The 26,651-nt window shown below is 51.4% G+C and carries 27 protein-coding genes, 1 pseudogene and 1 riboswitch; of the genes and pseudogenes, 22 read left to right on the top strand and 6 right to left on the bottom strand.

The window, feature by feature from the left end; translation table 11 throughout:
* Positions 1-10: 10 nt before the first annotated feature.
* The 5 genes from mdtD to yegQ all read left to right on the top strand — a co-directional run bounded on the left by mdtD (position 11) and on the right by yegQ (position 5,559).
* A complete protein-coding gene (gene mdtD, locus IV04_RS15545) occupies positions 11-1,429 on the top strand; it encodes a multidrug transporter subunit MdtD (RefSeq protein ID WP_037395726.1) in 1,419 nt (472 codons plus the stop codon).
* A complete protein-coding gene (baeS, locus tag IV04_RS15540) occupies positions 1,426-2,808 on the top strand; it encodes a two-component system sensor histidine kinase BaeS (RefSeq protein WP_037395500.1) in 1,383 nt (460 codons plus the stop codon). Before mdtD ends, baeS begins: the two co-directional genes overlap by 4 nt.
* A complete protein-coding gene (gene baeR / locus IV04_RS15535) occupies positions 2,808-3,527 on the top strand; it encodes a two-component system response regulator BaeR (protein WP_037395498.1) in 720 nt (239 codons plus the stop codon). The genes baeS and baeR overlap by 1 nt, the downstream gene beginning before the upstream one ends.
* 122 nt (positions 3,528-3,649) lie before the next feature.
* Positions 3,650-3,988: a YegP family protein gene (locus IV04_RS15530; RefSeq protein ID WP_037395496.1), complete on the top strand. Its 339-nt coding sequence runs from the start codon at positions 3,650-3,652 to the stop codon at positions 3,986-3,988.
* Between the two features lie 221 nt (positions 3,989-4,209).
* Positions 4,210-5,559, top strand: a complete 1,350-nt coding sequence (yegQ, locus tag IV04_RS15525; protein ID WP_037395494.1) for a tRNA 5-hydroxyuridine modification protein YegQ — start codon at positions 4,210-4,212, stop codon at positions 5,557-5,559.
* A gap of 61 nt (positions 5,560-5,620) precedes the next feature.
* Here yegQ and IV04_RS26595 read toward each other — a convergent pair whose 3' ends face one another.
* A complete protein-coding gene (locus IV04_RS26595) occupies positions 5,621-5,866 on the bottom strand; it encodes a hypothetical protein (RefSeq protein ID WP_037395493.1) in 246 nt (81 codons plus the stop codon).
* A 233-nt stretch (positions 5,867-6,099) separates the two neighbouring features.
* On the opposite strand from IV04_RS26595, the pseudogene IV04_RS15515 reads away from it, so the two are divergent.
* From IV04_RS15515 to gutQ, 8 genes and pseudogenes are all read left to right on the top strand, one after another.
* Positions 6,100-6,294: pseudogene (locus IV04_RS15515) on the top strand (lipid kinase YegS); the annotation flags it as partial.
* Positions 6,295-6,550: 256 nt separating this feature from the next.
* Entirely contained in the window at positions 6,551-7,099 is a 549-nt protein-coding gene (locus IV04_RS15510) for a PTS glucitol/sorbitol transporter subunit IIC (RefSeq protein ID WP_037395489.1), read from the top strand.
* A gap of 15 nt (positions 7,100-7,114) precedes the next feature.
* Positions 7,115-8,098: a PTS glucitol/sorbitol transporter subunit IIB gene (locus IV04_RS15505; protein ID WP_037395488.1), complete on the top strand. Its 984-nt coding sequence runs from the start codon at positions 7,115-7,117 to the stop codon at positions 8,096-8,098.
* Positions 8,099-8,116: 18 nt separating this feature from the next.
* Positions 8,117-8,479 carry a PTS glucitol/sorbitol transporter subunit IIA gene (gene srlB, locus IV04_RS15500; protein ID WP_037395486.1) on the top strand — a complete coding sequence of 121 codons (363 nt, stop codon included), beginning with the start codon at positions 8,117-8,119 and terminating at the stop codon, positions 8,477-8,479.
* A 130-nt stretch (positions 8,480-8,609) separates the two neighbouring features.
* The gene (srlD, locus tag IV04_RS15495) at positions 8,610-9,389 is read left to right on the top strand and encodes a sorbitol-6-phosphate dehydrogenase (protein WP_037395484.1); all 780 of its coding nucleotides are present in this window, start codon (positions 8,610-8,612) and stop codon (positions 9,387-9,389) included.
* A gap of 57 nt (positions 9,390-9,446) precedes the next feature.
* Complete coding sequence (gene gutM / locus IV04_RS15490) at positions 9,447-9,803, top strand: transcriptional regulator GutM (RefSeq protein WP_037395482.1); 357 nt, start codon at positions 9,447-9,449, stop codon at positions 9,801-9,803.
* An 82-nt stretch (positions 9,804-9,885) separates the two neighbouring features.
* Positions 9,886-10,659 (top strand): DNA-binding transcriptional repressor, encoded by a 774-nt coding sequence (locus IV04_RS15485; RefSeq protein ID WP_037395480.1) that lies wholly within the window; start codon positions 9,886-9,888, stop codon positions 10,657-10,659.
* Positions 10,652-11,623: an arabinose-5-phosphate isomerase GutQ gene (gene gutQ, locus IV04_RS15480; RefSeq protein ID WP_037395478.1), complete on the top strand. Its 972-nt coding sequence runs from the start codon at positions 10,652-10,654 to the stop codon at positions 11,621-11,623. Before IV04_RS15485 ends, gutQ begins: the two co-directional genes overlap by 8 nt.
* A 35-nt stretch (positions 11,624-11,658) precedes the next feature.
* On the opposite strand, the gene thiD is transcribed toward gutQ, so the two are convergent.
* Together thiD and thiM are read right to left on the bottom strand one after the other, a co-directional pair.
* A complete protein-coding gene (gene thiD / locus IV04_RS15475) occupies positions 11,659-12,459 on the bottom strand; it encodes a bifunctional hydroxymethylpyrimidine kinase/phosphomethylpyrimidine kinase (RefSeq protein ID WP_037395476.1) in 801 nt (266 codons plus the stop codon).
* A complete protein-coding gene (gene thiM, locus IV04_RS15470; RefSeq protein ID WP_037395474.1) occupies positions 12,456-13,250 on the bottom strand; it encodes a hydroxyethylthiazole kinase in 795 nt (264 codons plus the stop codon). Before thiM ends, thiD begins: the two co-directional genes overlap by 4 nt.
* Before the next feature lie 35 nt (positions 13,251-13,285).
* Positions 13,286-13,381, bottom strand: a riboswitch (TPP riboswitch).
* A gap of 808 nt (positions 13,382-14,189) precedes the next feature.
* Between thiM and IV04_RS15465 the strand changes: the two genes are divergently transcribed.
* The 7 genes from IV04_RS15465 (at position 14,190) to IV04_RS15435 (ending at position 22,909) form a co-directional block, all read left to right on the top strand.
* On the top strand, positions 14,190-14,720 hold the full coding sequence (locus IV04_RS15465; RefSeq protein ID WP_037395472.1) for a fimbrial protein: 531 nt from the start codon (positions 14,190-14,192) through the stop codon (positions 14,718-14,720).
* Between the two features lie 253 nt (positions 14,721-14,973).
* Complete coding sequence (locus IV04_RS15460) at positions 14,974-15,441, top strand: fimbrial protein (protein ID WP_037395470.1); 468 nt, start codon at positions 14,974-14,976, stop codon at positions 15,439-15,441.
* A gap of 79 nt (positions 15,442-15,520) precedes the next feature.
* Entirely contained in the window at positions 15,521-17,995 is a 2,475-nt protein-coding gene (locus IV04_RS15455; protein WP_037395468.1) for a fimbria/pilus outer membrane usher protein, read from the top strand.
* Positions 17,996-18,001: 6 nt separating this feature from the next.
* Entirely contained in the window at positions 18,002-18,718 is a 717-nt protein-coding gene (locus IV04_RS15450) for a fimbria/pilus periplasmic chaperone (RefSeq protein ID WP_037395466.1), read from the top strand.
* 33 nt (positions 18,719-18,751) lie between these two features.
* The gene (locus tag IV04_RS15445; protein ID WP_051916829.1) at positions 18,752-19,837 is read left to right on the top strand and encodes a fimbrial protein; all 1,086 of its coding nucleotides are present in this window, start codon (positions 18,752-18,754) and stop codon (positions 19,835-19,837) included.
* 296 nt (positions 19,838-20,133) lie between these two features.
* Positions 20,134-21,579, top strand: coding sequence for a glycoside hydrolase family 32 protein (locus IV04_RS15440; RefSeq protein ID WP_081893230.1), 1,446 nt, complete (start codon positions 20,134-20,136; stop codon positions 21,577-21,579).
* A gap of 73 nt (positions 21,580-21,652) precedes the next feature.
* Positions 21,653-22,909, top strand: coding sequence for an oligosaccharide MFS transporter (locus IV04_RS15435; RefSeq protein WP_037395462.1), 1,257 nt, complete (start codon positions 21,653-21,655; stop codon positions 22,907-22,909).
* A gap of 127 nt (positions 22,910-23,036) precedes the next feature.
* Here IV04_RS15435 and IV04_RS15430 read toward each other — a convergent pair whose 3' ends face one another.
* Genes IV04_RS15430 through IV04_RS15420 form a run of 3 tightly spaced genes read right to left on the bottom strand, consistent with a single transcriptional unit; the run spans position 23,037 to position 24,803 of the window.
* Positions 23,037-23,327 carry a heavy-metal-associated domain-containing protein gene (locus IV04_RS15430; protein WP_037395460.1) on the bottom strand — a complete coding sequence of 97 codons (291 nt, stop codon included), beginning with the start codon at positions 23,325-23,327 and terminating at the stop codon, positions 23,037-23,039.
* Positions 23,324-23,686, bottom strand: coding sequence for a hypothetical protein (locus tag IV04_RS15425; protein ID WP_051916828.1), 363 nt, complete (start codon positions 23,684-23,686; stop codon positions 23,324-23,326). Before IV04_RS15425 ends, IV04_RS15430 begins: the two co-directional genes overlap by 4 nt.
* Positions 23,658-24,803, bottom strand: coding sequence for a transglutaminase-like domain-containing protein (locus IV04_RS15420; protein ID WP_037395459.1), 1,146 nt, complete (start codon positions 24,801-24,803; stop codon positions 23,658-23,660). The genes IV04_RS15425 and IV04_RS15420 overlap by 29 nt, the downstream gene beginning before the upstream one ends.
* A gap of 268 nt (positions 24,804-25,071) precedes the next feature.
* Between IV04_RS15420 and IV04_RS15415 the strand changes: the two genes are divergently transcribed.
* Positions 25,072-25,389 carry a helix-turn-helix domain-containing protein gene (locus IV04_RS15415; protein ID WP_037395458.1) on the top strand — a complete coding sequence of 106 codons (318 nt, stop codon included), beginning with the start codon at positions 25,072-25,074 and terminating at the stop codon, positions 25,387-25,389.
* Positions 25,382-26,641, top strand: a complete 1,260-nt coding sequence (locus IV04_RS15410; RefSeq protein ID WP_037395456.1) for a type II toxin-antitoxin system HipA family toxin — start codon at positions 25,382-25,384, stop codon at positions 26,639-26,641. Before IV04_RS15415 ends, IV04_RS15410 begins: the two co-directional genes overlap by 8 nt.
* Positions 26,642-26,651: the final 10 nt, after the last annotated feature.

Raw genomic sequence — 26,651 nt, 5'->3', positions numbered from 1 at the left:
GGTGGGTAAAATGATTGGTAGACAGACCGCTCCAGTAAAATGGCAGCTATGGATTGTGGCCTTCGGTTTCTTTATGCAGGCGCTGGATACCACCATCGTGAATACTGCTCTGCCGTCGATCGCGGCCAGCCTGGGAGAAAACCCGCTGCGCATGCAGTCGGTGATTGTTTCTTATGTGCTGACGGTAGCGGTGATGCTGCCTGCCAGCGGCTGGCTGGCCGACAAGGTTGGCACACAGCGGGTCTTCCTCACCGCTATCGTCCTGTTCACCCTCGGTTCATTACTGTGCGCCCAGTCGGCAACGCTGAATGAACTGATCATGGCCCGCGTGATACAGGGTGTAGGTGGCGCGATGATGGTGCCGGTCGGCAGGCTGACGGTGATGAAAATTGTCCCGCGCGAACAGTATATGGCAGCGATGACGTTCGTCACCCTGCCCGGCCAGATCGGCCCGCTGATGGGGCCTGCGCTGGGCGGTTTTCTGGTGCAATACGCCAACTGGCACTGGATCTTTCTGATCAATATTCCGGTCGGGATTGCTGGCGCTATCGCGACCCTGCTGTTTATGCCCAATTACCGTATGCAGACCCGCCGTTTTGACCTCAGCGGTTTTATTATGCTGGCGATCGGTATGGCGACACTGACGCTGGCGCTCGACGGGCACAAAGGCATGGGGCTTTCCCCCGCTATTTTGGTCGGGCTGGTGATTCTGGGCTGTGCAGCGTTGGCGGGTTACTGGTGGCATGCCAAGGGCAACAGCCGAGCGCTGTTTTCGCTGCGGCTGTTTAATACCGAAACCTACAGAATCGGCCTGACGGGCAGCCTGTTAGGGCGCATCGGCAGCGGTATGTTGCCGTTTATGACACCGCTGTTTCTGCAGATCGGCATGGGATTCTCCCCCTTCCATGCCGGGCTGATGATGATCCCGATGATCGTCGGCAGCATGGGCATGAAGCGCATCGTGGTGCAGATAGTCAACCGCTTTGGCTATCGCCATGTGCTGGTCGCCACCACGCTGTTGTTAGCCGCGCTCAGTTTAACCCTGCTTTTAGTGGCGATGCTCGGCTGGGTTTATCTGCTGCCGGTAGTGCTGTTCTTCCAGGGTATGGTTAACTCGCTACGCTTTTCCTCTATGAATACTCTGACGCTGAAAGATCTGCCCGATCGCCTGGCCAGCAGCGGCAACAGCCTTTTATCCATGGTCATGCAGCTTTCCATGAGTCTGGGCGTCAGCATCGCCGGGATCCTGATCGGCAGCTTCGCTCACCACCACGTGGTGGTCGACAGTTCCGCCATCCACAGCGCATTTATCTACAGCTATGTCTGTATGGCGCTGATCATCGCTCTGCCCGCATTGGTGTTCGCCCGCGTGCCCGCCAATATCGCTCCTAACCGCACGCTCACCAAAGAACCGGGTAGGTTGTCATGAGAATAGGTATCACTGGCAAACTGTTTATGGCGATTTTCGCCACCTGCATGCTGGTGCTCATCACCATGCATTTTGGGGTGCGCATCAGCTTTGAACGGGGGTTTATCGACTATATCAGGCAGAGTAACGAGCAACGTATCACCATGCTCAGCGACGCACTGGAGGAACAATATCGCCTCCACGGCAACTGGGCGTTCCTGCGTAACAACGATCAGATGGTGTACCGCATTATACGTTCCCTCGAGCAAAATGGTGACGGTGGCCATCCTCCGCCCCCCAAAGGCTGGCGTTCACAATTCTGGATTGTCGATAGCCAGTATCAACGGCTGGTAGGCCATACAGGCCCGATCCCGAGAGAAAGCACCCGTCACCCGATCCACTATAACGGCCAGATTGTCGGTTGGGTGATGTCGGCACCGCCGGAGAAACTGACGCGTAACGCCGATATCAACTTTGATCGCCAGCAAAAGCGCACCAGTTGGCTGATCGTCGCCCTGTCAACCTTGCTGGCGGCGGCGGTCACCTGGCTGCTGTCACGCGGCCTGCTGGCACCGGTCAAACGGCTGATGGCAGGTACGCATCGCCTGGCGGCTGGGGATTTCAGCGCGCGCGTCACCGCCAGCAACAAGGATGAGCTGGGCCGGTTGGCGCAGGATTTTAACCACCTCGCGATCTCGCTGGAAAAGAACGAACAGATGCGGCGGGCATTTATGGCCGATATTTCCCACGAGTTGCGCACCCCGCTGGCGGTATTGCGCGGGGAACTGGAAGCGTTGCAGGATGGCGTTCGCCAACCGACACCGGCTTCGATCAGCTCGCTGCTGGCAGAAGTCTCGACCCTCACCAAACTGGTGGACGATCTGCATCAGCTTTCGCTCTCCGATCTTGGTGCACTGGCCTACCGAAAATCCTCGGTAGATTGTGTTCATTTGGTGCAAATCGCCGTCGCTGTGTTCCGTGAACGTTTCCATGCCAAGGGGCTGGAGATCGTCACTCATCTGCCGGAACAGGCCCTGCTGTTTGGCGATCCGGATCGTCTCAATCAGTTGTTCAACAACCTGCTGGAAAATAGCCTACGCTATACCGATCCCGGCGGCATACTGGAGATCGGCCTGGAACTGCTGCCGGAGACCATCAGGCTGTACTGGCAGGACAGCAAACCCGGCGTCAGCGACGAGCAGTTGGCATGCATTTTTGAACGCTTTTACCGCACCGAAGGTTCACGAAACCGGGCCAGCGGCGGAGCTGGGCTGGGGCTGGCCATCAGCCAGAACATTGTGGAAGCCCACGGTGGTACGATCTATGCGCAGCATTCGCCTTTCGGCGGCGTGCGCATTACAGTAGATTTCCCCATGATGGTGAACAACAAGGCTCTATGATGGAAAACCAGAACCCGCCTTTGCAGATTATGATTGTGGAAGATGAGCCCAAGCTGGGTCAATTGCTGGTGGATTATCTGCAGGCAGCGGGCTACGCCACACGCTGGCTGACCCATGGCCGCGAGGTTGTTCCCGCAGTACACGAGCAGCAACCGGCACTTATCCTGTTGGATCTGATGCTGCCGGGCTGCGACGGTTTAACCATTTGCCGCGATCTGCGCCGCTTTACCGACGTGCCAATCATGATGGTGACGGCCAAGATTGAAGAGGTTGACCGCCTGTTGGGGTTAGAGATTGGTGCCGATGACTATATCTGCAAACCTTACAGCCCGCGAGAAGTAGTTGCCAGAGTCAAAACCATTCTGCGCCGCTGTTACCGGCACATGGAACCGGGTGCCGAAGAAACGCTGCTGTATATCGATGAACCGCGCTTTCAGGCCAGCTATAGCGGCCATATTCTGGATCTGACCCCGGTAGAATTCCGCCTGTTAAAAACCCTGGCCTGCCAACCGGGCAACGTCTTCTCGCGCGAGCAATTACTGAACAATCTGTATGACGATTATCGCGTGGTGACCGATCGCACCATCGACAGCCATATCAAAAACCTGCGCCGCAAGCTGGAACTGATTGACGGCGACAAAGCGTTTATCCGTTCGGTTTACGGTGTCGGCTACCGTTGGGAGGCAGAACCGTGCAGGTTGGTGAACGGGCTGACATAAATCTGCTCCCGCGCACCAGTGCAATAGATCACATTTTGTACGATTACTTCACTGCTTAAACGTCGTTTTTCAAGCCATTGGCTACACTTACCTCTGTCATTGGAACCCAACGGAGAAGGACTATGGCAACCGGCCACTATGAGCTAAAAAAATCGAGTAATGGGCAGTATCACTTCACCCTGAAAGCCAGTAATGGCGAGATCATTCTTTCCAGCGAGATGTATGCCAGCAAAGCCTCAGCAGAAAACGGCATTACCTCTGTGCAAGCCAATGCGCCCGACGCAGTCCAGTTTGAAGTAAAAAGCAGCAGCGATCATAAACCTTATTTTGTGCTGAAAGCCAAGAACCATCAGGTGATCGGTACCAGCCAGTTATACAGTTCAGAAAGCGCGATGAAAAACGGTATCCAGTCAGTGATGAAGTATGGCCCAACCCGGCAGATACGCGATTTGAACGCCTGAGTCATGCCTATTTTAAGTACCAGCCTCACCTGCAAAATACAAAAAATCCCCCGCCACTGAACTCATTCAGTGCCCGGGGGAAATGACTTCCTCCCCCCAAAGTTCCCCCTAAAAAATTCCGGTTACTTGCTGATTTCTTGCCGTGCTACCGTTACAATCCCCCACTTTCGCTACGCCATTGGGTGGCGTAGTACTGACCTGAAATCAGACCGAGAATCACAATGTTTACACCAGAACTCCTTTCCCCGGCGGGAACGCTGAAAAACATGCGTTTCGCCTTCGCTTACGGTGCCGATGCGGTATATGCAGGCCAACCCCGCTACAGCCTGCGAGTGCGTAACAATGAATTCAACCACGAGAACCTGGCGCTGGGGATTAACGAAGCCCATGCGTTAGGCAAAAAATTCTATGTGGTGGTCAATATTGCCCCGCACAACGCCAAGCTGAAAACCTTTCTGCGCGATCTGAAACCGGTGATCGACATGGGCCCAGACGCCTTGATCATGTCTGACCCTGGTTTGATCATGATGGTGCGTGAAGCCTTCCCGCAGATGGACATTCATCTCTCAGTGCAGGCTAACGCGGTCAACTGGGCCACGGTAAAATTCTGGCAGCAGATGGGGCTGACGCGCGTGATCCTTTCCCGCGAACTGTCGCTGGATGAGATCGCCGAGATCCGCAGCCAGGTGCCGGAAATGGAGCTGGAGATTTTCGTCCATGGCGCACTGTGCATGGCCTATTCTGGCCGTTGCCTGCTTTCCGGCTATATCAACAAGCGCGATCCGAATCAGGGCACCTGCACCAATGCCTGCCGCTGGCAGTACAAAGCAGAAGAAGGCAAAGAAGACGATACCGGCAGCATCGTGCATATGCATGAGCCTATCCCGGTGCAGAACGTTGAGCCAACGCTTGGCATCGGCGCGCCGACGGATAAAGTGTTTATGCTTTCTGAAGCGCAGAAACCCGGCGAATACATGAGTGCCTTTGAAGATGAACACGGCACTTACATCATGAACTCAAAAGACCTGCGCGCCATCCAGCACGTGGAGCGCCTGACGCAGCTTGGCGTGCATTCGCTGAAAATCGAAGGCCGTACCAAATCCTTTTACTACTGTGCACGCACTGCCCAGGTGTATCGCCGTGCCATTGACGATGCCGTTGCCGGCAAACCCTTTGATCCCACCCTGCTCACCACGCTGGAAGGGTTGGCGCACCGTGGTTATACCGAAGGTTTCCTGCGCCGTCATACCCACGATGCGCACCAGAATTATGATTACGGCTCTTCGATCTCCGAACGCCAGCAATTTGTCGGGGAGTTCACTGGCGTGCGCCGCAACGGTTGGGCGGAAGTGGATGTGAAAAATAAATTTGTCTGCGGTGACAGCGTGGAAATGATGACGCCAGGCGGTAACATCCTGTTTACGTTGGCAGGTATGCAGAATAAGAAAGGCGAAGCTATTGAAATTGCTCCGGGTAATGGCCATATCGTTTATTTGCCGATCCCAGAGGATATTGACCTGAATTACGCGTTGTTGATTCGTAATCTACCAGAAGAAAATAGCGAATTATGATGTGTTTTTATCACCCTCTCAGCCAGTGGTGATTTTTGGCAAATATTAGAATCAGATCACATCAATTACCGGGCAGCTTGGTTATTATCAAGCTGCTTAAAAATAAGAACGAAAATATTTGCATAGCAATACTAGGAACCACCTCCTTAGCCAACCCAATCTCCCTTGGGTTGGCTTTTTCTTTATTTTTTTCCGCTATGTTCCCAAATAATGTGCGTTGGCGGAACCAGGCTGCTAATTCCAAAATATGGGACAGCTCTATTTTTTTAAGATATTTCTCGGATTTTTGATTTGAAACGAATACCAACAATCTCCTAATATATAAATTTCATATAAGTGTTAATCATTTTTTTAATGTGAACGTTTATAACCAGAGGAAAAAATCTCAATAGCGTAAGAAAACTCCCCTAGAGTCCGTGATTGTTATTGCCTAAATATTCCAGTGGTTTATCTTTTAATCGTATCCTTCATCGCTAGGAGATAAAAATGAGCCAAGATGCGTCAGTGCTGCTTATCATTAACGGTAAAAGCGCAGGCAATGAAGAAAACAGCAGCGTGATCGATGCTTCTCTGCCTTGGCTTGAGATTAGTGCTCCACATGAGATTACGTTTAATCTTGATGGTGAACCGCTGAAAGGCAAACATTTCCGTATTGAGTTACTGCCGGGGGCGATCAAGTGCCGCCTGCCGCCCAACTGCGATCTCTTAGGCCAACCCCGCTCGACCCTCATTTAACCTTCTGTTTTAAAATAATTATTCTCACCTCAGGCCCGGCGTAGCCGGGCTGCCCGTTATCGCCAGCGATCCTCTACCTGCGGCTTACCTCTTTCTACCCTTCCTTTTCTTTCACTTTAAACTTTCAAAATAAAATATTTATCTTTCAAATTGTGATCTATTTAAAACAAATGCATTCATTAAATCACTACTGTAGACCCATGGCACCAGAGCCGCTGTTCGCTCCAGGCCATTTCATCCATTACAGGAGAAAATAATGATTGAGCTAATAACCCACGGAGCCGAATGGTTTATCGGCCTGTTTCAGAAAGGCGGTGAGGTGTTCGTCAGCATGGTGACCGGCATCTTACCTTTGTTGATCAGCCTGTTAGTCATCATGAACGCGCTGATCAAATTTGTTGGCCAGGAACGTATCGAACGATTAGCACAGCGTTGCGCTGGTAACCCAGTTTCACGCTATCTGCTGCTGCCGCTGATCGGCACCTTTGTCTTTTGTAACCCGATGACGCTGAGCCTTGGGCGCTTTATGCCCGAGAAATACAAACCGAGTTACTACGCTGCCGCCTCTTACAGTTGCCACTCAATGAACGGCCTGTTCCCGCACATCAACCCCGGTGAACTGTTCGTTTACCTCGGCATCGCCAGCGGACTGACCACGCTGGGCTTGCCGCTGGCACCGCTGGCCGTGAGCTATTTCCTGGTTGGGCTGTTCACCAACTTCTTCCGTGGCTGGATCACCGATCTCACCACCAGCCTGTTCGAACGCAAGATGGGCATCCAATTGGATCGCCAGGTTCAACTTTAATTTGTGGAGTGCAGCATGAGCGCTTATATCCGTATTGAAAAAGGGGCTGGCGGCTGGGGTGGCCCATTGCAATTGGCCATCGAGCCCGGCAAGAAAATTGTCTATATCACCGCAGGCACCCGACCAGCGATCGTCGACAAACTCAGCGAACTGACCGGCTGGCCAGCGGTTGACGGGTTTAAAGAGGGCGAGCCACCGGCTGAGGAAATTGGTCTTGCGATCATCGACTGCGGCGGCACCTTACGCTGTGGCCTGTACCCCAAACGCCGTATTCCAACCATCAATATTCATGCCACTGGTCAATCTGGCCCACTGGCGCAGTTTATTCTGGAGGATATCTACGTTTCTGGCGTGCGGGAAAACAATATCAGCCTGATTGAGCTGGCCGATGGTTGCGCAGCAGCCCCAACGCAGCCCGTAGCGCCAAAAGTTCGTGACTACGACACCAGCAAAAAAATCACCGAGCAGAGCGACGGATTGCTGGCCAAAGTCGGGATGGGGATGGGTTCAGTAGTGGCGGTATTTTTCCAGGCCGGGCGTGACACTATCGACACCGTACTGAAAACCATCCTGCCGTTTATGGCCTTCGTCTCAGCGCTGATCGGCATCATCATGGCTTCCGGGCTTGGGGATTTCATCGCTCACGGCCTGACGCCGCTGGCCAGCAGCCCTATCGGCCTGGTGACGCTGGCACTGATCTGCTCCTTCCCGCTGCTTTCGCCGTTCCTTGGCCCAGGCGCAGTCATTGCTCAGGTGATCGGCGTCTTGGTCGGTGTGCAGATCGGCCTAGGCCATATCCCACCGCAGTTGGCATTACCAGCGCTGTTTGCGATTAACGCACAGGCCGCCTGTGACTTCATCCCTGTCGGCCTGTCGTTGGCAGAAGCCAAACAGGACACGGTACGGGTGGGCGTGCCTTCGGTACTGGTCGGGCGCTTCTTGACCGGTGCGCCAACCGTGCTGATTGCCTGGGCAGCATCGGCCTTTATCTATCAATAAGTTGAACAGGGGAAAACGATGAACACCATTTTCCAGACCACTATTACCCATATCGGCGGCTGTGCCCGCGATGCGCTGCTGGATGACATGCTGATCACCTTCCGTGAAGGCGCTCCGGCAGAGATCGAGGAATACTGCTTCATCCACCAGCACGGCAATATTGCCGGGGATTTGCAGGTCGGCGGCATGATGAAGCTCGGCGAAAACTGTTACCCGATTACCGCCGTCGGTGAAGTTGCCAGCCAGAACCTGCGCGAACTGGGCCACGTTACCGTACGGTTCGACGGTGAGGCACAGGCGGAGTTCCCCGGCTCGATCCACGTTACCGGCCCAACGCCTGCCGATATCCCGTTAGGTAGCACCTTCAAATTTTTACTCTAAATAATTCGAGTTGCGGGAAGGCGGCAAGAGAGTGAATCCTCAGGAGCATAGATAACTATGTGACTGAGGTGAGCGAGTGCAGCCAACGCACAGGCAACTTGAAGTATACGCATAAGGAGAGGAGTACAATATGTCTGAAGTAGCTGTAGTGATTGGCGGTGGTCAAACGTTAGGCGCCTTCCTGTGTCACGGCCTGGCCGAAGCCGGTTACCGCGTGGCGGTGGCGGATCTGAACGCTGACAACGCCCATCAGGTGGCACAGCAAATCAATCAGGAATACGGTGCCGATCGCGCCGTTGGTTTCCAGGCCGATGCCACCGATGAAGCCAGCGTTATTGCGCTAGCCAGTGCGGTCGATCGGGCCTTCGGCACAACCAATCTGCTGGTGTATAGCGCCGGGATCGCCAAAGCCGCGCCGATCACCGATTTCCAACTGGGTGATTTTGATCGCTCGCTGCAGGTGAACCTGGTGGGGTATTTCCTCTGCGCCCGCGAGTTCTCACGCCTGATGATCCGCGACGGCGTGGCCGGGCGTATTATTCAGATCAACTCAAAATCCGGCAAAGTCGGCAGTAAACACAACTCTGGCTACAGTGCAGCCAAGTTCGGCGGCGTCGGGCTGACCCAATCGCTGGCGCTCGATCTGGCGGATTATGGCATTACCGTGCATTCGCTGATGCTCGGTAACCTGCTCAAATCGCCGATGTTCCAGTCGTTATTGCCACAGTACGCGCAGAAATTGGGAATCAAACCAGAAGAGGTTGAGAAGTATTACACCGACAAAGTGCCGCTCAAACGCGGCTGTGATTATCAGGACGTACTGAATACCCTGCTGTTCTACGCCAGCGACAAGGCGTCGTATTGCACCGGCCAGTCGATCAATATTACCGGCGGCCAAGTGATGTTCTGATGTTTATGGGCTGGGCATTCCCTGGCCCTTCATTTTTTGACAAGGAGTACGGCAACCATGACCAGCGCACTTATCACCTTTGCCGTTATCGCCTGGCTGATGCAAATCGCCCTCGGCTGGTGGCAGATTCAGCGTTTCAACCGCGCCTTTGATCGCCTGTGCCAACTGGGCAGCGTGGGCGTTGGCCGCTCCGGTGGGCGCTTCAAACCCCGTGTCGTGCTGGCGCTGGCGTTCGATGAACAGCAACGGGTGTGCGGCAGCCTGCTGATGCGTGGCCTGACTATTTTTGCACAACCTAAACAACTCAGTCAGTTACATGGTATGCATCAACAAAATTTATGCCCGGATGTGATCTTCCCCGAGGATCGCGCATGCCAAACTGCACTATCGTTAGCGATTGCACCGAAATCATGATATTTTCACACTAAAAGACATTACCTTTCATAGTGAATTATTCACCGAGAGGAATGCTCAACTCTTGTGAACAGGAATCGCTATGAAACCAAAGCAGCGGCAAGCCGCTATCCTTGAATACCTGCAGCGGCATGGCAAAACGGCAGTGGATGCCTTGGCTGCACACTTTTCCACCACCGGCACCACCATCCGTAAAGACCTCACTTTGCTGGAAGATGAAGGGGAAGTGATCCGCACCTACGGTGGTGTGGTGCTCAGCCGTGACGATGGCGATCAGCCTATCGATCGCAAAACCCACATCAACACCGAGAAGAAACGCCAGATCGCCGATGCCGCCATCAAACTGATCGACGACGGCGACTCGCTGATCTTCGACGCGGGCAGCACCGTTTTGCAAATGGTGCCGCATCTGGCGCAGTTCAATAACATCACCGTGATGACCAACAGCCTGCACATCGTCAATGCGCTGGTGGAGTTGGATAACGACCAGACCATCCTGATGCCCGGCGGCACCTATCGCAAAAAGTCGGCTTCGTTCCACGGCAGCCTGGCCGAGTCGGCCTTCCACCAGTTCAGTTTTGATAAGCTGTTTATCGGTGCCGATGGTGTCGATCTCAACGCAGGAGTGACCACCTTCAATGAGGTGCACAACGTCAGCAAAGCGATGTGCGAAGCCGCCAGCCGCATTGTGCTGCTGGTTGACTCCTCAAAATTTGGCCGCAAAAGCCCGAACGTGGTGTGTGATCTGAGCGTAGTAGATACGCTGATCACCGATAAAGACATCAACCCGGATTATCTTGCCGCGCTACAGGCGAAAGGCATCAATATCATTCTGGTAGGAGACACCGATGAGTAACGCCACTGCCCTGCTCCACTTTGCCCGTGAAACCCTGGAGATTGAACTGGCGGAAGCGCAGCGCCTGCTGACGCGGCTGGATGATAACTTTGTCCACGCCTGTGAACTGCTGCTGAACTGCCGGGGTAAGGCGGTGATTTCCGGCATTGGCAAATCCGGCCATATCGGCAAAAAAATTGCTGCCTCGCTGGCAAGTACCGGTACACCGTCGTTTTTCGTGCATCCGGCAGAAGCGCTGCATGGCGACTTAGGCATGATTGGCGCTGACGATGTAGTGATCTTTATCTCCTATTCTGGCCGGGCCAAAGAGCTGGATCTGATCCTGCCACTGTTGGCAGAAAGCCAGATCCCGGTGATCGCCATTACTGGCGGCAAAGAATCCCCGCTGGCGCTGGGTGCAGCCTGCACGCTGGATATCAGCGTGGAGCGTGAGGCCTGCCCGATGGGATTGGCCCCCACCTCCAGCGCGGTCAACACCCTGATGATGGGCGATGCACTGGCGATGGCGCTGATGCGCCAGCGCGGCTTCAACGCGGAAGACTTTGCCCGCTCTCACCCCGGCGGCAGTTTGGGCGCACGCCTGTTAAATCGCGTACACCATCTGATGCGCACTGGCGACCGTCTGCCAATGGTTAACGAAAGTGCCAACGTGATGGAAGCGATGCTGGAACTGAGTCGCACCGGCCTTGGCCTGGTTGCAGTATGTGATGCCCAGCAGAAAGTAGTGGGCGTCTTTACCGATGGCGACCTGCGCCGCTGGCTGGTAAAAGGCAACAGCCTTAACGATGCCTTAAGCCCCGCCATCACCCGCCCCGGCTATCGCTTGCCGGAACAATGGCGGGCAGGCGAAGCACTGGAAGCCCTGCACGAGCAGCATATCAGCGCCGCCCCGGTCGTTAACCTTGACGGCGTGCTGGTTGGGGCCATTAACCTGCACGATCTGCACCAGGCGGGAGTCGGCTGAACTCGGTGCCGGGCATTTTTGTGCCCGGCCTCACTTCACCACCAGGCATGGAAATGATGTACCGGCCCAATACCCTGCCCCACTTCCAGGCTGTCGGCCTGCTGCAAGGCTTGTTGCAGATAAGCTTTGGCTGCGGCCACCGTTTCAACCCAGCTTTCATGGCGCGGGCGCAATGCCGCCAGCGCCGCCGACAGTGTGCAACCGGTGCCATGAGTATGCCGGGTTGCCACACGCGGCGCGGTAAAGCGTTGCTCAAATTCAGCAGTAAACAGCCAGTCTGGGCTTTCACCTTCGCTCAAGTGGCCCCCTTTCATCAGCACCGCCTGGCAACCCATCGCTAACAAGGCTCGGCCTTGCTCACGCATTTGCCGTTCGTTCTCAGCCGGTGCACAAGCCAGCAACGCCGCCGCTTCCGGCAGATTCGGCGTGACCAGCGCAACCAACGGCAGCAATTCACGGCGGATGGATTCGACGGCCTCAGGGGCCAGCAGCGGATCGCCGCTTTTAGCCAGCATCACCGTGTCGAGCACTACGTGTGGCAGCGGATAATGACGCAGGCGTTCCGCCACCACCCTGACGATATCTGCATTCGCCAACATACCAATCTTGGCGCTGTCGATACGCACATCGCTGAGCACGGAATCAAGCTGGGCAGCCACAAAGGCCGGATCGATATGATAGACCGACTGTACCCCACGGGTGTTTTGCGCCACCAAGGCGGTAATCACGCTGGTGCCATAGGCACCAAGAGCCGAAAACGCTTTCAGATCGGCTTGAATCCCTGCGCCCCCGCTCGGATCGGTGCCTGCAATAGTCAGAGCATTAATACGTTTCATTGCAGTTCCTCCGGGGTCAGTTGATAAAGCGCATCAAGAAACGCTGAGGTAAAACTGCCAGGGCCGCTACAGCGTGCCACCGCACGCTCACCGCAGAGCGACATCACCCGGCAGGCAGTAGCGACATTATCCAATCGCTCACCCGGCAGGCTGCAAAAGGCCGCCACCACTGCCGACAGCGCACAGCCGGTGCCCACCACCCGCGTCATCAGGATATCGCCGCCGGTAACGGCCCAAGCACGTTCGCCGTCGGTGACGTAATCCACCACGCCGGTCACGGCGACAATTGCACCGCTGTTGCGTGCCAGTTCACGTGCACCTGGCAGCGCCGCCAACGAATCGTCGTGACTATCGACACCACGGCCACGGGCCTGCAGGCCGCTCAACGCCATAATCTCCGACGCATTACCCCGGATCGCTGCTGGCCGCAGCTTAAGTAAACGCTGGGCAAACTCGGTGCGGTAAGCCAGGCCACCCACCGCAACCGGATCCAACGCCCAAGGTTTGCCTGCCTGATTGGCGGCCTCGATAGCGGCCAACATCGATTCGGCCCGCGCACTGTGCAGCGTGCCAATATTAATCAGCAACGCATCTGCCAACCGACTGAACTGCGCAGCTTCGGTAGGTTCAACCACCATTGCTGGAGAAGCGCCCAAGGCTAACAGGACATTGGCAGTCAGTTCCTGTACCACTTCGTTAGTCAGGCAATGGACCAGTGGAAGACGTTGTTTGAATTGGTGAAAACAGGCCGCGGCACGGTTGCCGGGTAACACATCAGGTCGAGTGAACATATTGCTCCCAACCGGCGTTCAGAAGGCGGGTACCGGTTGAGATACCGAGACTTCCCTACGCTGGCATTATCCAGATCAGGTCAGCGGGTGTATCTCAGCCCTGTTTTACAGAGGCACCCCGAGTCATTTAAAATCAGAATCAACTAGTTGCGATTAACGTCCCGTTAATCACTGCTCAGGATAATGCCAGCGGGAAGTCAAAGACACAACCCATAAAAACACAATGTGACCCGGCTGGTGGCCCATTTAGGCGTAGTGGTCAAGAAGCTCTGTTCACGGCTTTAGCGTTTTTCCAGTAGCAGCTTTCCGGTTCGTTGAGTGTTAATCCCTTGTTATATTCGTAAGGCTCACCCTATGGGGCAAGCACTCGAATTATTTTTAGGTATACACTGAAATTTCTTCTTTTCATTGGCGCACCTGTAATATTCTACGGTGAGCATATCACCTCTGTTCAGGTGGCCAGATTAACGATGCCACTACGCATTGTGAATTCCGCGCTATTATCGCCTGCAAGCGGCTCTAATTGCTTAGGTTATAAATTAAATTTATCACATATAAAAAATCATTGGTTCTTTTTTAATTAAAAACATCATACAATTTTAAAATACCAAGGGAATGCTAGCCCTATTACATATGGATAGCAAAATTGAGTTCTGAAAGAGTCGATACCTCTGGTATTTATTATGACGAATGTCAATGATTGTAATACTGCAATTGTGATTTTCCTCTTATGGTTCTCTATAGCCGAAATAATTTGAGTTGCTTGACAAAAACGCTCTGCGTTTTTGAACGGCGCTTACGCTGGCCCCGAATGGGCGAGTAACGTAGCCAACCCCCAAGCGGCTTGAAGTATGAAGGGTATATATAATAGGTATCACATGACGTAAGCAGCTATTACATTATTTTTATTTATAATCTAAAGTTACTTAAGGATTTTTTATGTCTCATATTAAGACGAATGCAGTAGTGGCCGCGTTTATTTCTTTCTCTGCATTCGCCGCTCAAGCTGCTGACCAGGGTTCAGGTAATGTTACATTTAATGGTTCCATTATTGAGGCACCATGTTCAATTACTCCACAAACTGCCGATCAGGTTGTTTCTCTGGGGCAGATCTCTGCTGCGTCGCTGAGCAATAAAGGTAATTCGACACCACAGAACTTTTCTATCGATTTAGAGAGATGTGACACGACTTCGCTGAAAAATGTTTCTATTACCTTTAACGGTGATAAAAACGCTGATGACAACACTCTGCTGGGTATCGTTGGCGATGCAAAAGGTGCTGGTATTGTCATCACCAATGGCAGCGGCACTGTGGTAAAACTGGGCGAAGCCTCACCAGCACGTCAACTTTTAGCTGGCAGCAACACCTTGTTATTCTCTGCCTACCTGAAAGGCAGCAGCATTACTGAAGGTAGTGTAGTGCCAGGTAAGTTTACCAGCATTGCCAATTTTACCCTGGCATATCAGTAATTATCTGTATCCACCCTATTTCAAGTTACTCAGGTATTGGCTGTACCCCGTATTACCAGTGACATAGTGCGCTATGCTCCAAGGGTCTGTGCTACTTGCCGTCTACAAGAGTAACTCGAATTAATTTGGGCGCTATAAAAGCATACGGCTTTAGCCGTATGCTTTACCCCTAAAAATAACTGTGTTAAAAACAAAAATGTTAAAACCATCGTTATTATTATGTAGCCTTATCTTTTCCTCAGCAATCTATGCGATGCACAAAGATTACGGTCGGGTAAATATGAATGGGGTCATTATCAACCCAGCCTGCTCCATATCTTCAGACAATGCTGAGCAAACGATAGATTTGGGTTTGATTACACAGGAAACATTGAACAATACTGCTGCAGTAACATACCCCTTTACCATCAATTTAATAAATTGCGTTTTTTTGCACGCAGAAGAAAATAAAGAGATGCAGAGTACGTTAGGCTTGAGATTTGATGGGCCCAGCGAGCCAGGTAGCTCATGGTTTAACCTAGGGGAAAGTAGTAAAGGGCTGGCGTTCCAAATTTTAGATGGACAAAGTAACGTTGTCATCCCTGGTGCAGTGATGAGAGTGCATAAACATGATGGTGAGAATAAAAAATTAAACTACTCTCTACGCCTTATTAAAAAAATACCTCAAGTCAAGTCTGGGCGTTTTCACTCAATGGTGTACTTTACCTTGATTCATCAATGAATACCTCCCCGGGTTAGTCCTGTTTGCTCTTATTAACAGCCTATAAAAACCCGATCGAACAGTTTATATGAGCCACGAAATGAATTTCATTAAAGTCATCTACGTCACCTCTATAGCATCATTGATGGGGCTCAGTAGCACCACCTATGCAGTGGAATTTAATACTGATATTTTAGATACTGAAGATAAGCAAAACATTGACTTATCACGCTTCGCCGTTTCCGGTTATGTTATGCCTGGACCCTATCAATTGGTTATCAACATTAACCAGCGTGATTTTCCCGAACAAACGGTGAATTTTACTCCCCGTGATGACAACCCGAACAGTAGTGAACCCTGTCTGTCAGAAAATGTGGTTGCGCTATTGGGGCTAAAACAGAATATTGCTGAAAAAATCACTTACGGGCACCAAAATCATTGTGCAGACCTTAAAGCACTTGATGGCATCACTATGCGTACCGATCTCAGTGCAGGTACGTTATACATCAGCATCCCTCAGGCATTGATAGAGTACAGAGACCATAACTGGCTGCCACCATCAAGCTGGGATGATGGTATTCCCGGTTTGTTGCTGGACTACAACCTCAACAGCCAGGTCAACAGACCACAGCAAAGCGCCGCCATCACAAACACCAATGTAAACGGTACAGCCGGTGCCAATTATGGCCCGTGGCGTCTGCGGGGGGATTATCAGGGTAATTACACCAAGATCGGTAACGGTCAGTCTCAGAATAATTTCGAATGGAATAGGTTTTATTTATATCGCTCCATTCGCTCATTAGCGTCGACATTAACGGTAGGAGAAAACTATTTCTCATCCGATATTTTTAGCCTCTTCCGCTATACCGGCCTGAGCCTAGCCAGTGATGAACGCATGTTACCGCCGAACCTGCGTGGTTACGCGCCAGAGGTGGCAGGTATTGCCCGTACTAACGCTAAAGTCATTGTCAGCCAACAAGGGCGGCTGTTATATCAGACGACCGTGCCTTCCGGGCCGTTTCGTATTATGGATTTGGATAGCTCGATCAGTGGATTACTGGATGTGCGGGTAGAGGAGCAGGATGGCAGTGTGCAAACCTTCCAGATCAATACGGCTACCATCCCTTACCTCACCAGACCCGGTACATTGCGTTATAAAATTGCCTTCGGTCGGCCAGCAAACGTTGGCCGCCGTTTAGAGGGTTCCCCCTTTGCCAGCGGCGAATTCTCCCGGGGTATCAGCAACAGTTGGTCATTGTATGGCGGTGGGATTGCCGCAGGTCATTACAACTCTCTGTCTGCCGGGATTGGCCGCGATCTTTATGTACTGGGGGCGTTATCGGCAGACGCTACCCAGTCTTGGGCAACGAATTTGCCTGGGCAACCTTCTCAGCAAGGGAAATCATACCGCTTAAGCTATGCCAAGCGTTTTGATCAACTCGACAGTGAAGTCACGTTTGCCGGTTATCGTTTCTCGCAGCGTCAATTTATGACGATGAGCCAATATTTGGATACGCGCTACCGGGGTGATAACAGTGGGAATAGCAAAGAGATGTACACTGTTATGTTCAATAAAAACTTCCCCGATGCCCGAGTCAGTCTGAATCTCTCATACAGTCACCAGACCTATTGGGAGCAGCAGGCCGCAGATAATTTCAGCCTCTCATTGAACCATTATTTTGATGTATTGAATATTAAAGATGTGTCGACCAACTTATCCGCAGGCCGTAGTAAGAATAACGGAGTGAATGAAAATACGCTGTTCCTGAGTTTTTCAGTGCCACTGGGGAATCAGCAATACGTCAGTTATAGCGGGCAACATAGCCAAGGCGGTTATAACCAAACCGTCAGTTATCTTAATAGCAACGGCGAGAACAGTAATTATCGCCTGAGTACCGGTTTAAATAATCAGCAGCAGAACGGCACCAAAAGCCAGTTTAGCGGTTTCTATACTCAGCGCAGCAGCATGGCGCAACTGAGCCTGAACAGCGCTTACGTTCAGGATAGTTATACGTCTTATGGCATGTCATTAAAAGGTGGAGCCACGGTGACAACCAAAGGCGCGGGGCTGCATGGCAGCAATGTCAGCGGAGGCACCCGGTTGATGCTCAGTACCGATGGCATAGCTGGCGTCCCGATTGAAGGACGTAACTTAAGCTCCAACCGGTTTGGTATTGCAGTGCTCAATGATATTGCCGGTTATTACCGTACCGATACACGCATAGATATCAATCAGTTGGCCGACGATGTCGAAGCACGGCAATTGGCTGTGGAGTCGGCTTTAACTGAGGGAGCCATTGGTTATCGGCGCTTCAGTCTGGTTAAAGGCCTTAAGGCCATCGCCACGTTACGAAAAGCTGATGGCAGCTATCCCCCCTTTGGCAGCAGCGTGACCAATAGTAAAGGGCAGGAATTAGCGATCATCAGTGATGATGGTTTTGCCTATCTGAGTGGTGTTTCAGTGGGAGAAACTCTCGATGTTGCCTGGAATGGCAGCAAGCAATGCCAGGTAAACATTCCTGAAAAACTCCAGCCGCAATCGCAGCTACTACTACCATGCCACTCAACGAAATAGGCAAAGATGAGAATGAAACATAAAATCACTTTTTTAACGGTATTACTCCTCGGAACTCAGGCAGCAGATGCAGCTGTCGCATTGGACCGTACCCGGGTTATCTATGATGGGCAGAGCAAATCGGTCAGCCTTAATATCAGCAATGAAAATAAAGAGTTGCCCTATCTGGCACAATCCTGGATCGAGGACGCACAGCATAAAAAAATCACGACGCCACTCATCGTGACACCACCGGTACAGCGGCTTGAACCAGGCAGCAAAAGCGCGGTGAGGATTTCAACAACACCAGAGGCCATGAAGCTCCCCCAAGACCGTGAGTCTCTGTTTTATTTCAATTTGCGCGAAATCCCACCCCGCAGTGAAAAAAGCAATGTGATGCAAATAGCGCTTCAAACGCAGATCAAACTGTTCTATCGGCCACAGGCCATTACACCTAAACCGGGGCAAGTCTGGCAGGAACAGGTGACATTACAACAGACTGCACAGGGTTACCGCATCGAAAACCCTACCCCCTACTACCTGACGGTGATTGGGCTGGCAGAGAAAAACACCCCGGTGGACGATAATTTCCAACCGCTGATGATCGCCCCCAAAGCGACCGGGGAACTGAAATCAAGCCACTTTGCCCAACCAGTTCTGACCTATATCAACGATTACGGTGGTCGGCCAGTGCTGAATTTCAAATGTAACGCGGGCAGTTGCCAAGTGGCGAAAGCGGAATAGGTAATCGTTGGAAAAGAGAAGATAGGTGGAAATATGTTTGCGCAATGTATAAAAATGATCGTGGTGGCCTTAGTGTGGTGTTACAGCCCGTTCAGTATGGCTATTATCGCTCCCGGCTCATGTAATGTAGCCAGTGTTACGTCTTCTCCCTATACCTTAGAGCCATTGCCAGCCAAGTTAACCAACGGGACCATATTGGCATGGCGTATTATTACCTATAATTTTACCTATTCAAAAACAGGCTCTACGTCAGATATTCTGCTGGCTGATGCTTGGTATACCTCTGGAGTGACTGGGGAAACAACTCAGCCGATGTTCCCCGATGAAGGCGTTGGCGTAAGCCTGCTTGTGCTAGCGACCCCTGGTGGTTATGCAAACACTGATGCTTTTCGCGGCTTGTCTACCCAGTCTGTTGGCAATCCTGGTAACAACCTGACCTATCAAGTCTTTTTACAGCAGTTTTTAGTCGTTAATGATGTCAACCGCTACAAAGGGGGAGCGTTAAGTGGATATCCTAAAGGCCTTACCATTGCCTTTGGTAATCAAAAAACGTGGGACGATAAAACCGTTCTGGCTGGTGGTACACGCTGCGTAGCGAGTACCGCACTTTTTGGGAAAGAAGTGCTGACATTTGGCACAACAGGGGAGTTGCCTACGTTACCTGTCCCCAAAACCCCCACCTGTGACTTAGGTGGTACCAATATTACCGTGCCATTACAGGGGGTAGAAAGTTCGGCGTTTAAAAAAAGCGGCGATCTGAGCGGCAGCAAATTATTTTCTATCCCATTGGGCAACTGTGGCAAAGACGCCAAGCCTTATATCACCTTCACTGATAGCAATAACAAAGCGAATCGTTCAAATATCCTGGGGTTATCACCGGGGAGTACGGCGACTGGTGTAGGTATTGTGCTTGAAAAAAGTGATGGCCAGAGAGTGCAGTTCGGTGCACAAAATACGAGCGTCAGCGGCAGCAATGTGGGGCAGTTTATGATCGGCACTTCTGCGGTCGAAGGCGGCTCGCTGCTACTGGATATAACGGCGAAGTATATTCGTACTGACGAAGAGCTTAAAGCCGGAGAAGTAAAGGCCGAGGCGATTTTTACCCTCGCTTATCCATGATCATTCCACGACGTTGATACCTTCTCTCAGCCTTGATTGTAAAACAGCCAGGCCATCCATTCGGCGTGATGCTAGCCCCATCACGCCGCTGCTCGATATCGTAATAGGGATTCCCGCATCTGTTGTCAAAACAGAGAATATTTCACCGAAAATGAGATCATCTTCATAATTTATAAATGTTAACGTTAACTTTTGTGATTAACATCAAATTGCCACACATATAAGGCAGCAAAACAAAAATGTTAACGTTACCTTCTCGTCATTGCTTCGAAAGATTGACTTAGAGTAAGGAAAACATCATGAGCATGCTCCTCCAGGCCAATACCGCCATTCGCGACCTAAAAGACAAAGTTAACCCACGCTGGTTTCCTCACTTTCATATTGCACCTCAAGCTGGCTGGATGAACGATCCTAACGGTTTATGCTGGTTTAATGGCTATTATCATGTGTTTTACCAGCATTATCCCTACTCCCCAGAATGGGGCCCAATGCATTGGGGGCACGCCCGCAGTCGCGATCTGGTGCATTGGGAGCATCTCCCTATCGCCCTGGCTCCAGAAGGGCCGGAAGACCAAGACGGCTGTTTTTCCGGTTCGGCGGTTGTTGATGATGGTCAGATGGCACTGATCTACACCGGCCATAAGTTTCACGGTGCTCACAGCGATGACAACTTGTTTCAAGTGCAATGCCTGACAACCAGCCATGACGGTCTGCATTTTCAGCGTGAAGGCATGATTTTGGATACACCCCCAGGCGTAAACCATTTTCGCGATCCCAAGGTCTGGCGTGAAGGCGATCGCTGGATGATGGTTGTGGGTGCCAGAGTCGCGGGTATTGGTGAAGTACAACTTTACCAGTCGCAAGACCTTCGTCAGTGGAGTTACGTCAATACCCTAAGTAAAGCTGATGAGACAATGGGCTATATGTGGGAGTGTCCAGATTTTTTCCCGCTGGCGGATAAACATATTCTGATGTTTTCTCCACAGGGGATTAATGCCGAGGGTTACCACTATCGAAACCTGTACCAGAGTGGGTATATCGTCGGTGACTGGCAGGACGGAAGGAGCTTTCATCCCACCCAGCAATTTTATGAAATGGATCATGGTCATGATTTTTATGCGCCTCAATCCTTTGTGGCACCGGACGGCAGACGCATTGTTATCGGCTGGTTGTCCATGTGGGAATCCCCGATGCCCGAAAAAGCGGACGGTTGGGCGGGAATGCTCTCCTTACCACGAGAGCTCAGCCTTGATAATGACTTACGTTTACGGATGACACCCGTTAAAGAGTTGGAAGCGTTGCGTGGCGAACACCACTGCTGGTCAGTGCATAAATTGAGTGGAGGTACTCACCAGGTTGAGAATGACGCAATCGCGATGGAAATCACTCTGGAGCTTGATCTGACACGCAGTACAGCAGAACACTATGGCCTGATGCTTGGCCAAGGCGCTCGTATTTTTGTGGATAATCAGGCCCAGCGCCTGGTCATTGAGCGGAATTATCCACAGCATCAGTTGATTGGTTACCGCAGCGTCCCTCTGCCGACGGCAGGGATACTGAAGCTGCATATTTTTATCGACAAATCTTCTGTAGAAGTCTTCGTTAACGAGGGAGAGTTCACCCTTAGTAGCCGTATCTACCCAGAACACGACGATCGGGCATTATCACTATTCAGCCATCACGGTGAGATGGTCATTTCCAGTGCAAACGCCTGGCAGCTCAACGCAGCATCAACTGAATAAATTTGTCCTCCAGCAAGGTCCGCTGCAACTGGAAATCAAACCCTAATATCACTCAGCCTGGATTGGAAAAAATATGAAAATAAATATGCCGTTCAGTAATGATAAATACCGTTATTCCTCAGCGTACTTACTCTTTTTCTTTGCTGCCTGGTCGCTCTGGTGGTCATTCTATGCCATGTGGCTAAAGAATAAACTTGGGTTGTCGGGTAGCGACTTGGGCATGTTATATGCGGTAAACCAGTTTTTCAGCATGATTTTCATGATGGCTTATGGTTTTATGCAGGATAAATTAGGCACCCGGAAACCATTAATGTGGTTAGTCGGAATCGTTATCACATTAAGCGGCCCCTTCCTGATTTATATATATGAACCCTTGCTGATGACTAATTTTAAACTGGCGATGGTATTTGGTGGCATATTTTTTGGCCTCGGCTATCTCGCAGGCTGTGGTTTGGTTGACAGTTTTATTGAAAAAATCAGTCGTCGCTTTAATTTTGAGTTTGGCACTGCTCGTTTCTGGGGATGCCTGGGCTATGCCGTCGGTACTTTCGTGGGGGGGATTTTCTTCAGCATCAACCCACATATCAATTTCTGGTGTGTTTCCCTAATGGGCATCTTGTTCCTGGTGGTTAATCTCTTTTTCAGAACAGAAGACAGCCAGACTCTCCCCCTCGGGGCCTCTAATGCTCATTCTCTGACTCGAAAAGACTTTATCACCATATTTAAAGATGCCCAATTTTGGTTCTTTGTGGTGTTTGTCGTGGGGACCTGGTCGTTTTACAATATTTATGATCAACAGATGTTCCCGGTTTTTTATACTGGACTTTTTGAGAACCCGGAAATAGCACCGCGAGTTTATGGCTATCTGAACTCAGCACAAGTATTTCTCGAGGCCATTGGTATGGCATCTGTTCCGTTCCTGATAAATCGAATTGGCCCGAAGTCAGCATTGATGCTGGGGGGAATGGTCATGACCTTCCGGATCCTCGGTTCGGCCCTGTTTGAGGATATTTATATCATTTCATTTATCAAAATGCTTCATGCGCTGGAAGTACCATTATTTGTTATTTCAGTCTTCAAGTTCAGCGTTGCAAATTTTGATCAGCGCCTGTCCTCAACGATGTATTTAATTGGATTCAATATTGCCAGCTCAATAGGAATCATTGTACTTTCTCTGCCGATTGGTCGTTTATTTGACAAGGTGGGGTACCATTCAACATTCTATATAATGGCGGGGGTTGTCGTCTGCACTATTCTGTTCGGATATATTACGTTGAGCAAAAAGAAACCAGAAACAGCTGAGCTTATCATGAGCAATGATGTGGTATGAATCAGGCACCTGAGGCAAAAATCAGTAACACCACCAAGTAGTAGAACGGTATTTTTACGCAAGCCTGGGTGATTGTTCACTTAGCTCGCGTAACTTGAAGTATGACGGGTATCAACGGTAAAACCGTTTACGGGGCTGAAACCACGCCCTGGATTTCACCGCTATATCCGGTGCGGGAAATCGCCGTCAATAATGCCTGATTATCAAAGCCCTCAGGCACAATCACCTCTGCCTGATGCGTTTTCAGGGAAGCTTTGGCCTTAATCACGCCGTCGGTAGAACGCAACGCTTTATTGATGGAGATAACGCAAAGCGAACAGGTCATATCTTTGATATCGATAGTGACCTTTTTATTTTCAGCCCATGCCTGCGGTGCCATTAATACCAAAGCCAGTACCAGAAAAAACAGCCTCTTCATTCCATCAACTCCCACAACCAGGGCAACACATACGGATAGGTCATCAGAGCCAAAAGCAGTGGCACCGACAACCAATAAAGCCAAAGCAACACTCGACGACTAACGACATTCACACAGACAGGGCGTGGTGACAGGTAAAGCCGCCAGAATCCTCTCAACATCAAGCCGACAGAGAGAACAACCATCGGCAATTGCAGCCAGGATAGCGCCGGGATCCCCGTCAATCCGGCAGCCGAAATACCGAACACCAGATAGAGCAGCGGGCCAAGGCAGCAAAGTGTTGATGCGGCGGCAGCAAGCAGAGCCACCAACAACGTCGCCACACTCCCTTTAAGGCTGTTCGACAGAGACATAGTCATAACTGAACTCAGCCGGATCGTAGAAATTCAACGGATCGCCATCCACCTCAGCATAAGGATAACCAAAGTTATTGAGGTCCCCCTGTTCTGCCACTGGCGCAAGCGCAAAGTCACGGGCATAGTTAAAACCAACCCAGTTCATCTCCCAATTACCGAACAGATAATCGCTGACCGCCTCAACGGCTGGATCGCCGTTTTCTTTTTTCTCAGTTAAACGCATTTTAGTGACATCAGCCGGATCGGCTGGCAACCAACCAAAACCCGCCAGCCAGAACATAGCCCGGCAATGCTGACCACCGCTGATTTTCGCCACACCCTGTTCGTCGGCGCTACCGAACGCTTTTTTCGAATAGTTTGCCAGCTTGCGGGTGGCCCCCAGGCGGATACCGAACATCTCGCGAGCCGGGATCCCACAGGAGCGGCACAGCGCGACGAAAACGGAGTTAATGTCGGTACATTTCCCGCCCAGATTGCCGGTTTTGAGAATTTGGCCCACGTCGCCGCTGCCACAGCCAATCACCGAATCATCTCGATGCATATGGGTTCTTACCCAATCATGGATCAAGCGCGCCTGTTTCAGGGGGGACTTCTCGCTACCGATAATCTTCAATGCCGTTTGTTTCACCAAGCCATCCACCGGGATATGAGGCGTAGCGTTGAGATAGGGTTGTACCTCGGCGGGGAAAACCAAATCAGTTTCAGGGAGATACCATTCAGACAGTTGATTGTTCTTCAACGGTTCCCAGTCCAAGGTTTCAATCAGCATCTCTACGTTCAGTTCCATCGGGCCTTTTGAATCCGCCCAAGTGGCAAACAACGTTTTAGCCGCATAACGATTGTTGGCCGTGAGATAAGCCTGCTGATAGTTTCCAGAAAAGGAGATGTGCTTCAGCTGTTGAAAAGCGGTGTCTTCCGGTACCGGGATCCACAGATTGGCCTTACCTTCCGAGCCCGCAGGGGCTTTCAGCCGATAAGTCTGCGTCATCAGAAAACGCCTTCTTCTATCCACACAGGTAACCACAGAAGTATCGGCTTTACGCGACTCTGACCAAGCGGGGCTAATCAGCCCAAAAGAAGATAACGCAGCGGCACCTTTAAGAAAATCACGCCTTTCCATCACATTTCCTTTTTTATTATCAGATAACGCCAAGGCCTTACCTACTCCGATGGCGAGAGAAGATAGTACGCAGCCAGGCTGTACAAAACAACCCAAACCCGGCCTCAAAGCAGGCTATCTCCTGCCAACTTAAATACAATATATTGTGTTTTAACTCGGTTATTTGAATTTAACACACTTATTAAGAGAATTACTGAACTTGCTCAGGCTGCTCGTTAATTCTATAATTTTGTGAATTAACGCGTATGGTTTGATAGGATTTCACAATATGTTGGATTTAAGTTTCAGCAAACCGAGTGAGATCGTCAAACGATTGTGCGAGCGCTTGCGCACAGAGCGGTTGGCGCAGCAAATGACTCAAGCGGATGTGGCCGGGCGCGCGGGTATCGGCATCAATACCGTGTCCAATCTGGAAGCAGGACGCAACGTCGGGTTCGAAAATGTGGTCCGCGTGGCAATGGTTCTTGGGCGAATCAAAGAGCTTGAAGGCCTGTTTCTACCTAAGCTAGACAGCCTCGAAGACGTTCGCCGTTACGAAAACAGCGCCAATCGTCACCGTATTAAGAGGAAGCTCAACAATGCTTGAGCAAGTAAACGTGTACTACGAAGGCTGGGGTGAACGATGGTTATGGGGCACGCTGATGTCTACCACCGCCCTCACTGGCCGCCCGCAGATTATGTTTGAGTACAGTAATGAGGCAAGACGGAGAGGTTTGGAGCTCTCCTCCTACACTCTGCCGCTGGAAGGGGCTCAGCTGCGCCGAGGCTTCCCATCCTACCAATTGGGTCTGCCCGGGCCTGTTTATGACTCGTTACCTGACGGTTGGGGCATGCTGTTGATGGACCGATTGTTCAGACGCCGTGGGCTCACCACTGCGCGCATCGGCCCCCTGGAACGGCTGACTTACATTGGCAGCAATGCCATGGGAGCCATGTCGTTCGAGCCCGTGGTGCCTGAAGGGGGAGAATCGCAACTGCATATACCACTCGATGTGCTTGCTGCAGAAGTGCAGGAAGTGCTTCATGGCAACGATGGGATATTCCTGCAGCGTTTGTTGCAGGTGGGGGGCTCGCCGCAAGGTGCCAGACCGAAGGCACTGATCTATCGCGATCCTCAGACAGGGCAATTTACCACCGCCACCACACCAGGCTTCGACGCCTGGCTGGTCAAGTTCCCCGCCAAGGAAGAACATGCTGAGGTGTGCGCCATTGAAATGGTCTATGCCGAGTGCTTGCGTATGTGTGGCATCCCAACCCCAGACACACAATATTTCAGCCTGCCCAAAGGAATGGCAGCATTCGCCAGTAAACGTTTTGATCGCCAAAACGGTATGCGCGTGCCCATGCAAAGTCTTGCCGCTTTTACCGGTGCCGACTATCAGGTCGCGGGGGTTTTAGACTACGTGAACTTCTTGCGTGCAACGCAGATGTGTACCAACGATGTGCGAGAAAAAGCATTCGCCTTCGAACGCGCCGTGTTCAATGTGGCGTTCAACAACCGAGACGATCACCTCAAAAACTTCGCCTACCTGATGTCGCCAACTGGCGAGTGGAAGCTGGCGCCAGCTTACGACGTAACCTTCTGTGAAGGGCCCGGCGGATACCACCAGATGGATGTCATGGGTGAGGCTTTAGCGATAAATCGCGCAGCGTTGCTCCAACTCGCAGAGGAAGCGGAGGTTTCAGCAGAGGCCGCAAACCACATTATAGACAGCATGTGCGGTGTGGCAGGCCAGTTTGCCACGCTCGCCGATAACCTGCTGCCACAGGTTATCACCCGAGACACTTTGAACATGATTCAGAGCCGTATTAACCAAAACCTTGATTTGCTGCGATAGAGTTACTGGC

The organism is Serratia sp. Ag1, assembly GCF_000743355.1.
Taxonomy (GTDB): domain Bacteria; phylum Pseudomonadota; class Gammaproteobacteria; order Enterobacterales; family Enterobacteriaceae; genus Chania.
Note: the sequence above shows the minus strand (reverse complement) of the source record. Positions and strands in the feature narration are given on the sequence as shown.

Coding starts and splice junctions, on each gene's coding strand:
- IV04_RS15455 (WP_037395468.1), top strand. CDS start 15,521: ATGAATTTCATTAAAGTCATCTACGTCACCTCTATAGCATCATTGATG.
- IV04_RS15460 (WP_037395470.1), top strand. CDS start 14,974: ATGCACAAAGATTACGGTCGGGTAAATATGAATGGGGTCATTATCAAC.
- IV04_RS15485 (WP_037395480.1), top strand. CDS start 9,886: ATGAAACCAAAGCAGCGGCAAGCCGCTATCCTTGAATACCTGCAGCGG.
- baeR (WP_037395498.1), top strand. CDS start 2,808: ATGGAAAACCAGAACCCGCCTTTGCAGATTATGATTGTGGAAGATGAG.
- gutQ (WP_037395478.1), top strand. CDS start 10,652: ATGAGTAACGCCACTGCCCTGCTCCACTTTGCCCGTGAAACCCTGGAG.
- thiD (WP_037395476.1), bottom strand. CDS start 12,459: ATGAAACGTATTAATGCTCTGACTATTGCAGGCACCGATCCGAGCGGG.
- yegQ (WP_037395494.1), top strand. CDS start 4,210: ATGTTTACACCAGAACTCCTTTCCCCGGCGGGAACGCTGAAAAACATG.
- IV04_RS15435 (WP_037395462.1), top strand. CDS start 21,653: ATGAAAATAAATATGCCGTTCAGTAATGATAAATACCGTTATTCCTCA.
- IV04_RS15445 (WP_051916829.1), top strand. CDS start 18,752: ATGTTTGCGCAATGTATAAAAATGATCGTGGTGGCCTTAGTGTGGTGT.
- srlB (WP_037395486.1), top strand. CDS start 8,117: ATGAACACCATTTTCCAGACCACTATTACCCATATCGGCGGCTGTGCC.
- IV04_RS15505 (WP_037395488.1), top strand. CDS start 7,115: ATGAGCGCTTATATCCGTATTGAAAAAGGGGCTGGCGGCTGGGGTGGC.
- IV04_RS15450 (WP_037395466.1), top strand. CDS start 18,002: ATGAGAATGAAACATAAAATCACTTTTTTAACGGTATTACTCCTCGGA.
- IV04_RS15410 (WP_037395456.1), top strand. CDS start 25,382: ATGCTTGAGCAAGTAAACGTGTACTACGAAGGCTGGGGTGAACGATGG.
- IV04_RS15425 (WP_051916828.1), bottom strand. CDS start 23,686: ATGACTATGTCTCTGTCGAACAGCCTTAAAGGGAGTGTGGCGACGTTG.
- thiM (WP_037395474.1), bottom strand. CDS start 13,250: ATGTTCACTCGACCTGATGTGTTACCCGGCAACCGTGCCGCGGCCTGT.
- baeS (WP_037395500.1), top strand. CDS start 1,426: ATGAGAATAGGTATCACTGGCAAACTGTTTATGGCGATTTTCGCCACC.
- IV04_RS15530 (WP_037395496.1), top strand. CDS start 3,650: ATGGCAACCGGCCACTATGAGCTAAAAAAATCGAGTAATGGGCAGTAT.
- srlD (WP_037395484.1), top strand. CDS start 8,610: ATGTCTGAAGTAGCTGTAGTGATTGGCGGTGGTCAAACGTTAGGCGCC.
- IV04_RS15465 (WP_037395472.1), top strand. CDS start 14,190: ATGTCTCATATTAAGACGAATGCAGTAGTGGCCGCGTTTATTTCTTTC.
- mdtD (WP_037395726.1), top strand. CDS start 11: ATGATTGGTAGACAGACCGCTCCAGTAAAATGGCAGCTATGGATTGTG.
- IV04_RS15510 (WP_037395489.1), top strand. CDS start 6,551: ATGATTGAGCTAATAACCCACGGAGCCGAATGGTTTATCGGCCTGTTT.
- IV04_RS15430 (WP_037395460.1), bottom strand. CDS start 23,327: ATGAAGAGGCTGTTTTTTCTGGTACTGGCTTTGGTATTAATGGCACCG.
- IV04_RS15420 (WP_037395459.1), bottom strand. CDS start 24,803: ATGGAAAGGCGTGATTTTCTTAAAGGTGCCGCTGCGTTATCTTCTTTT.
- gutM (WP_037395482.1), top strand. CDS start 9,447: ATGACCAGCGCACTTATCACCTTTGCCGTTATCGCCTGGCTGATGCAA.
- IV04_RS15415 (WP_037395458.1), top strand. CDS start 25,072: ATGTTGGATTTAAGTTTCAGCAAACCGAGTGAGATCGTCAAACGATTG.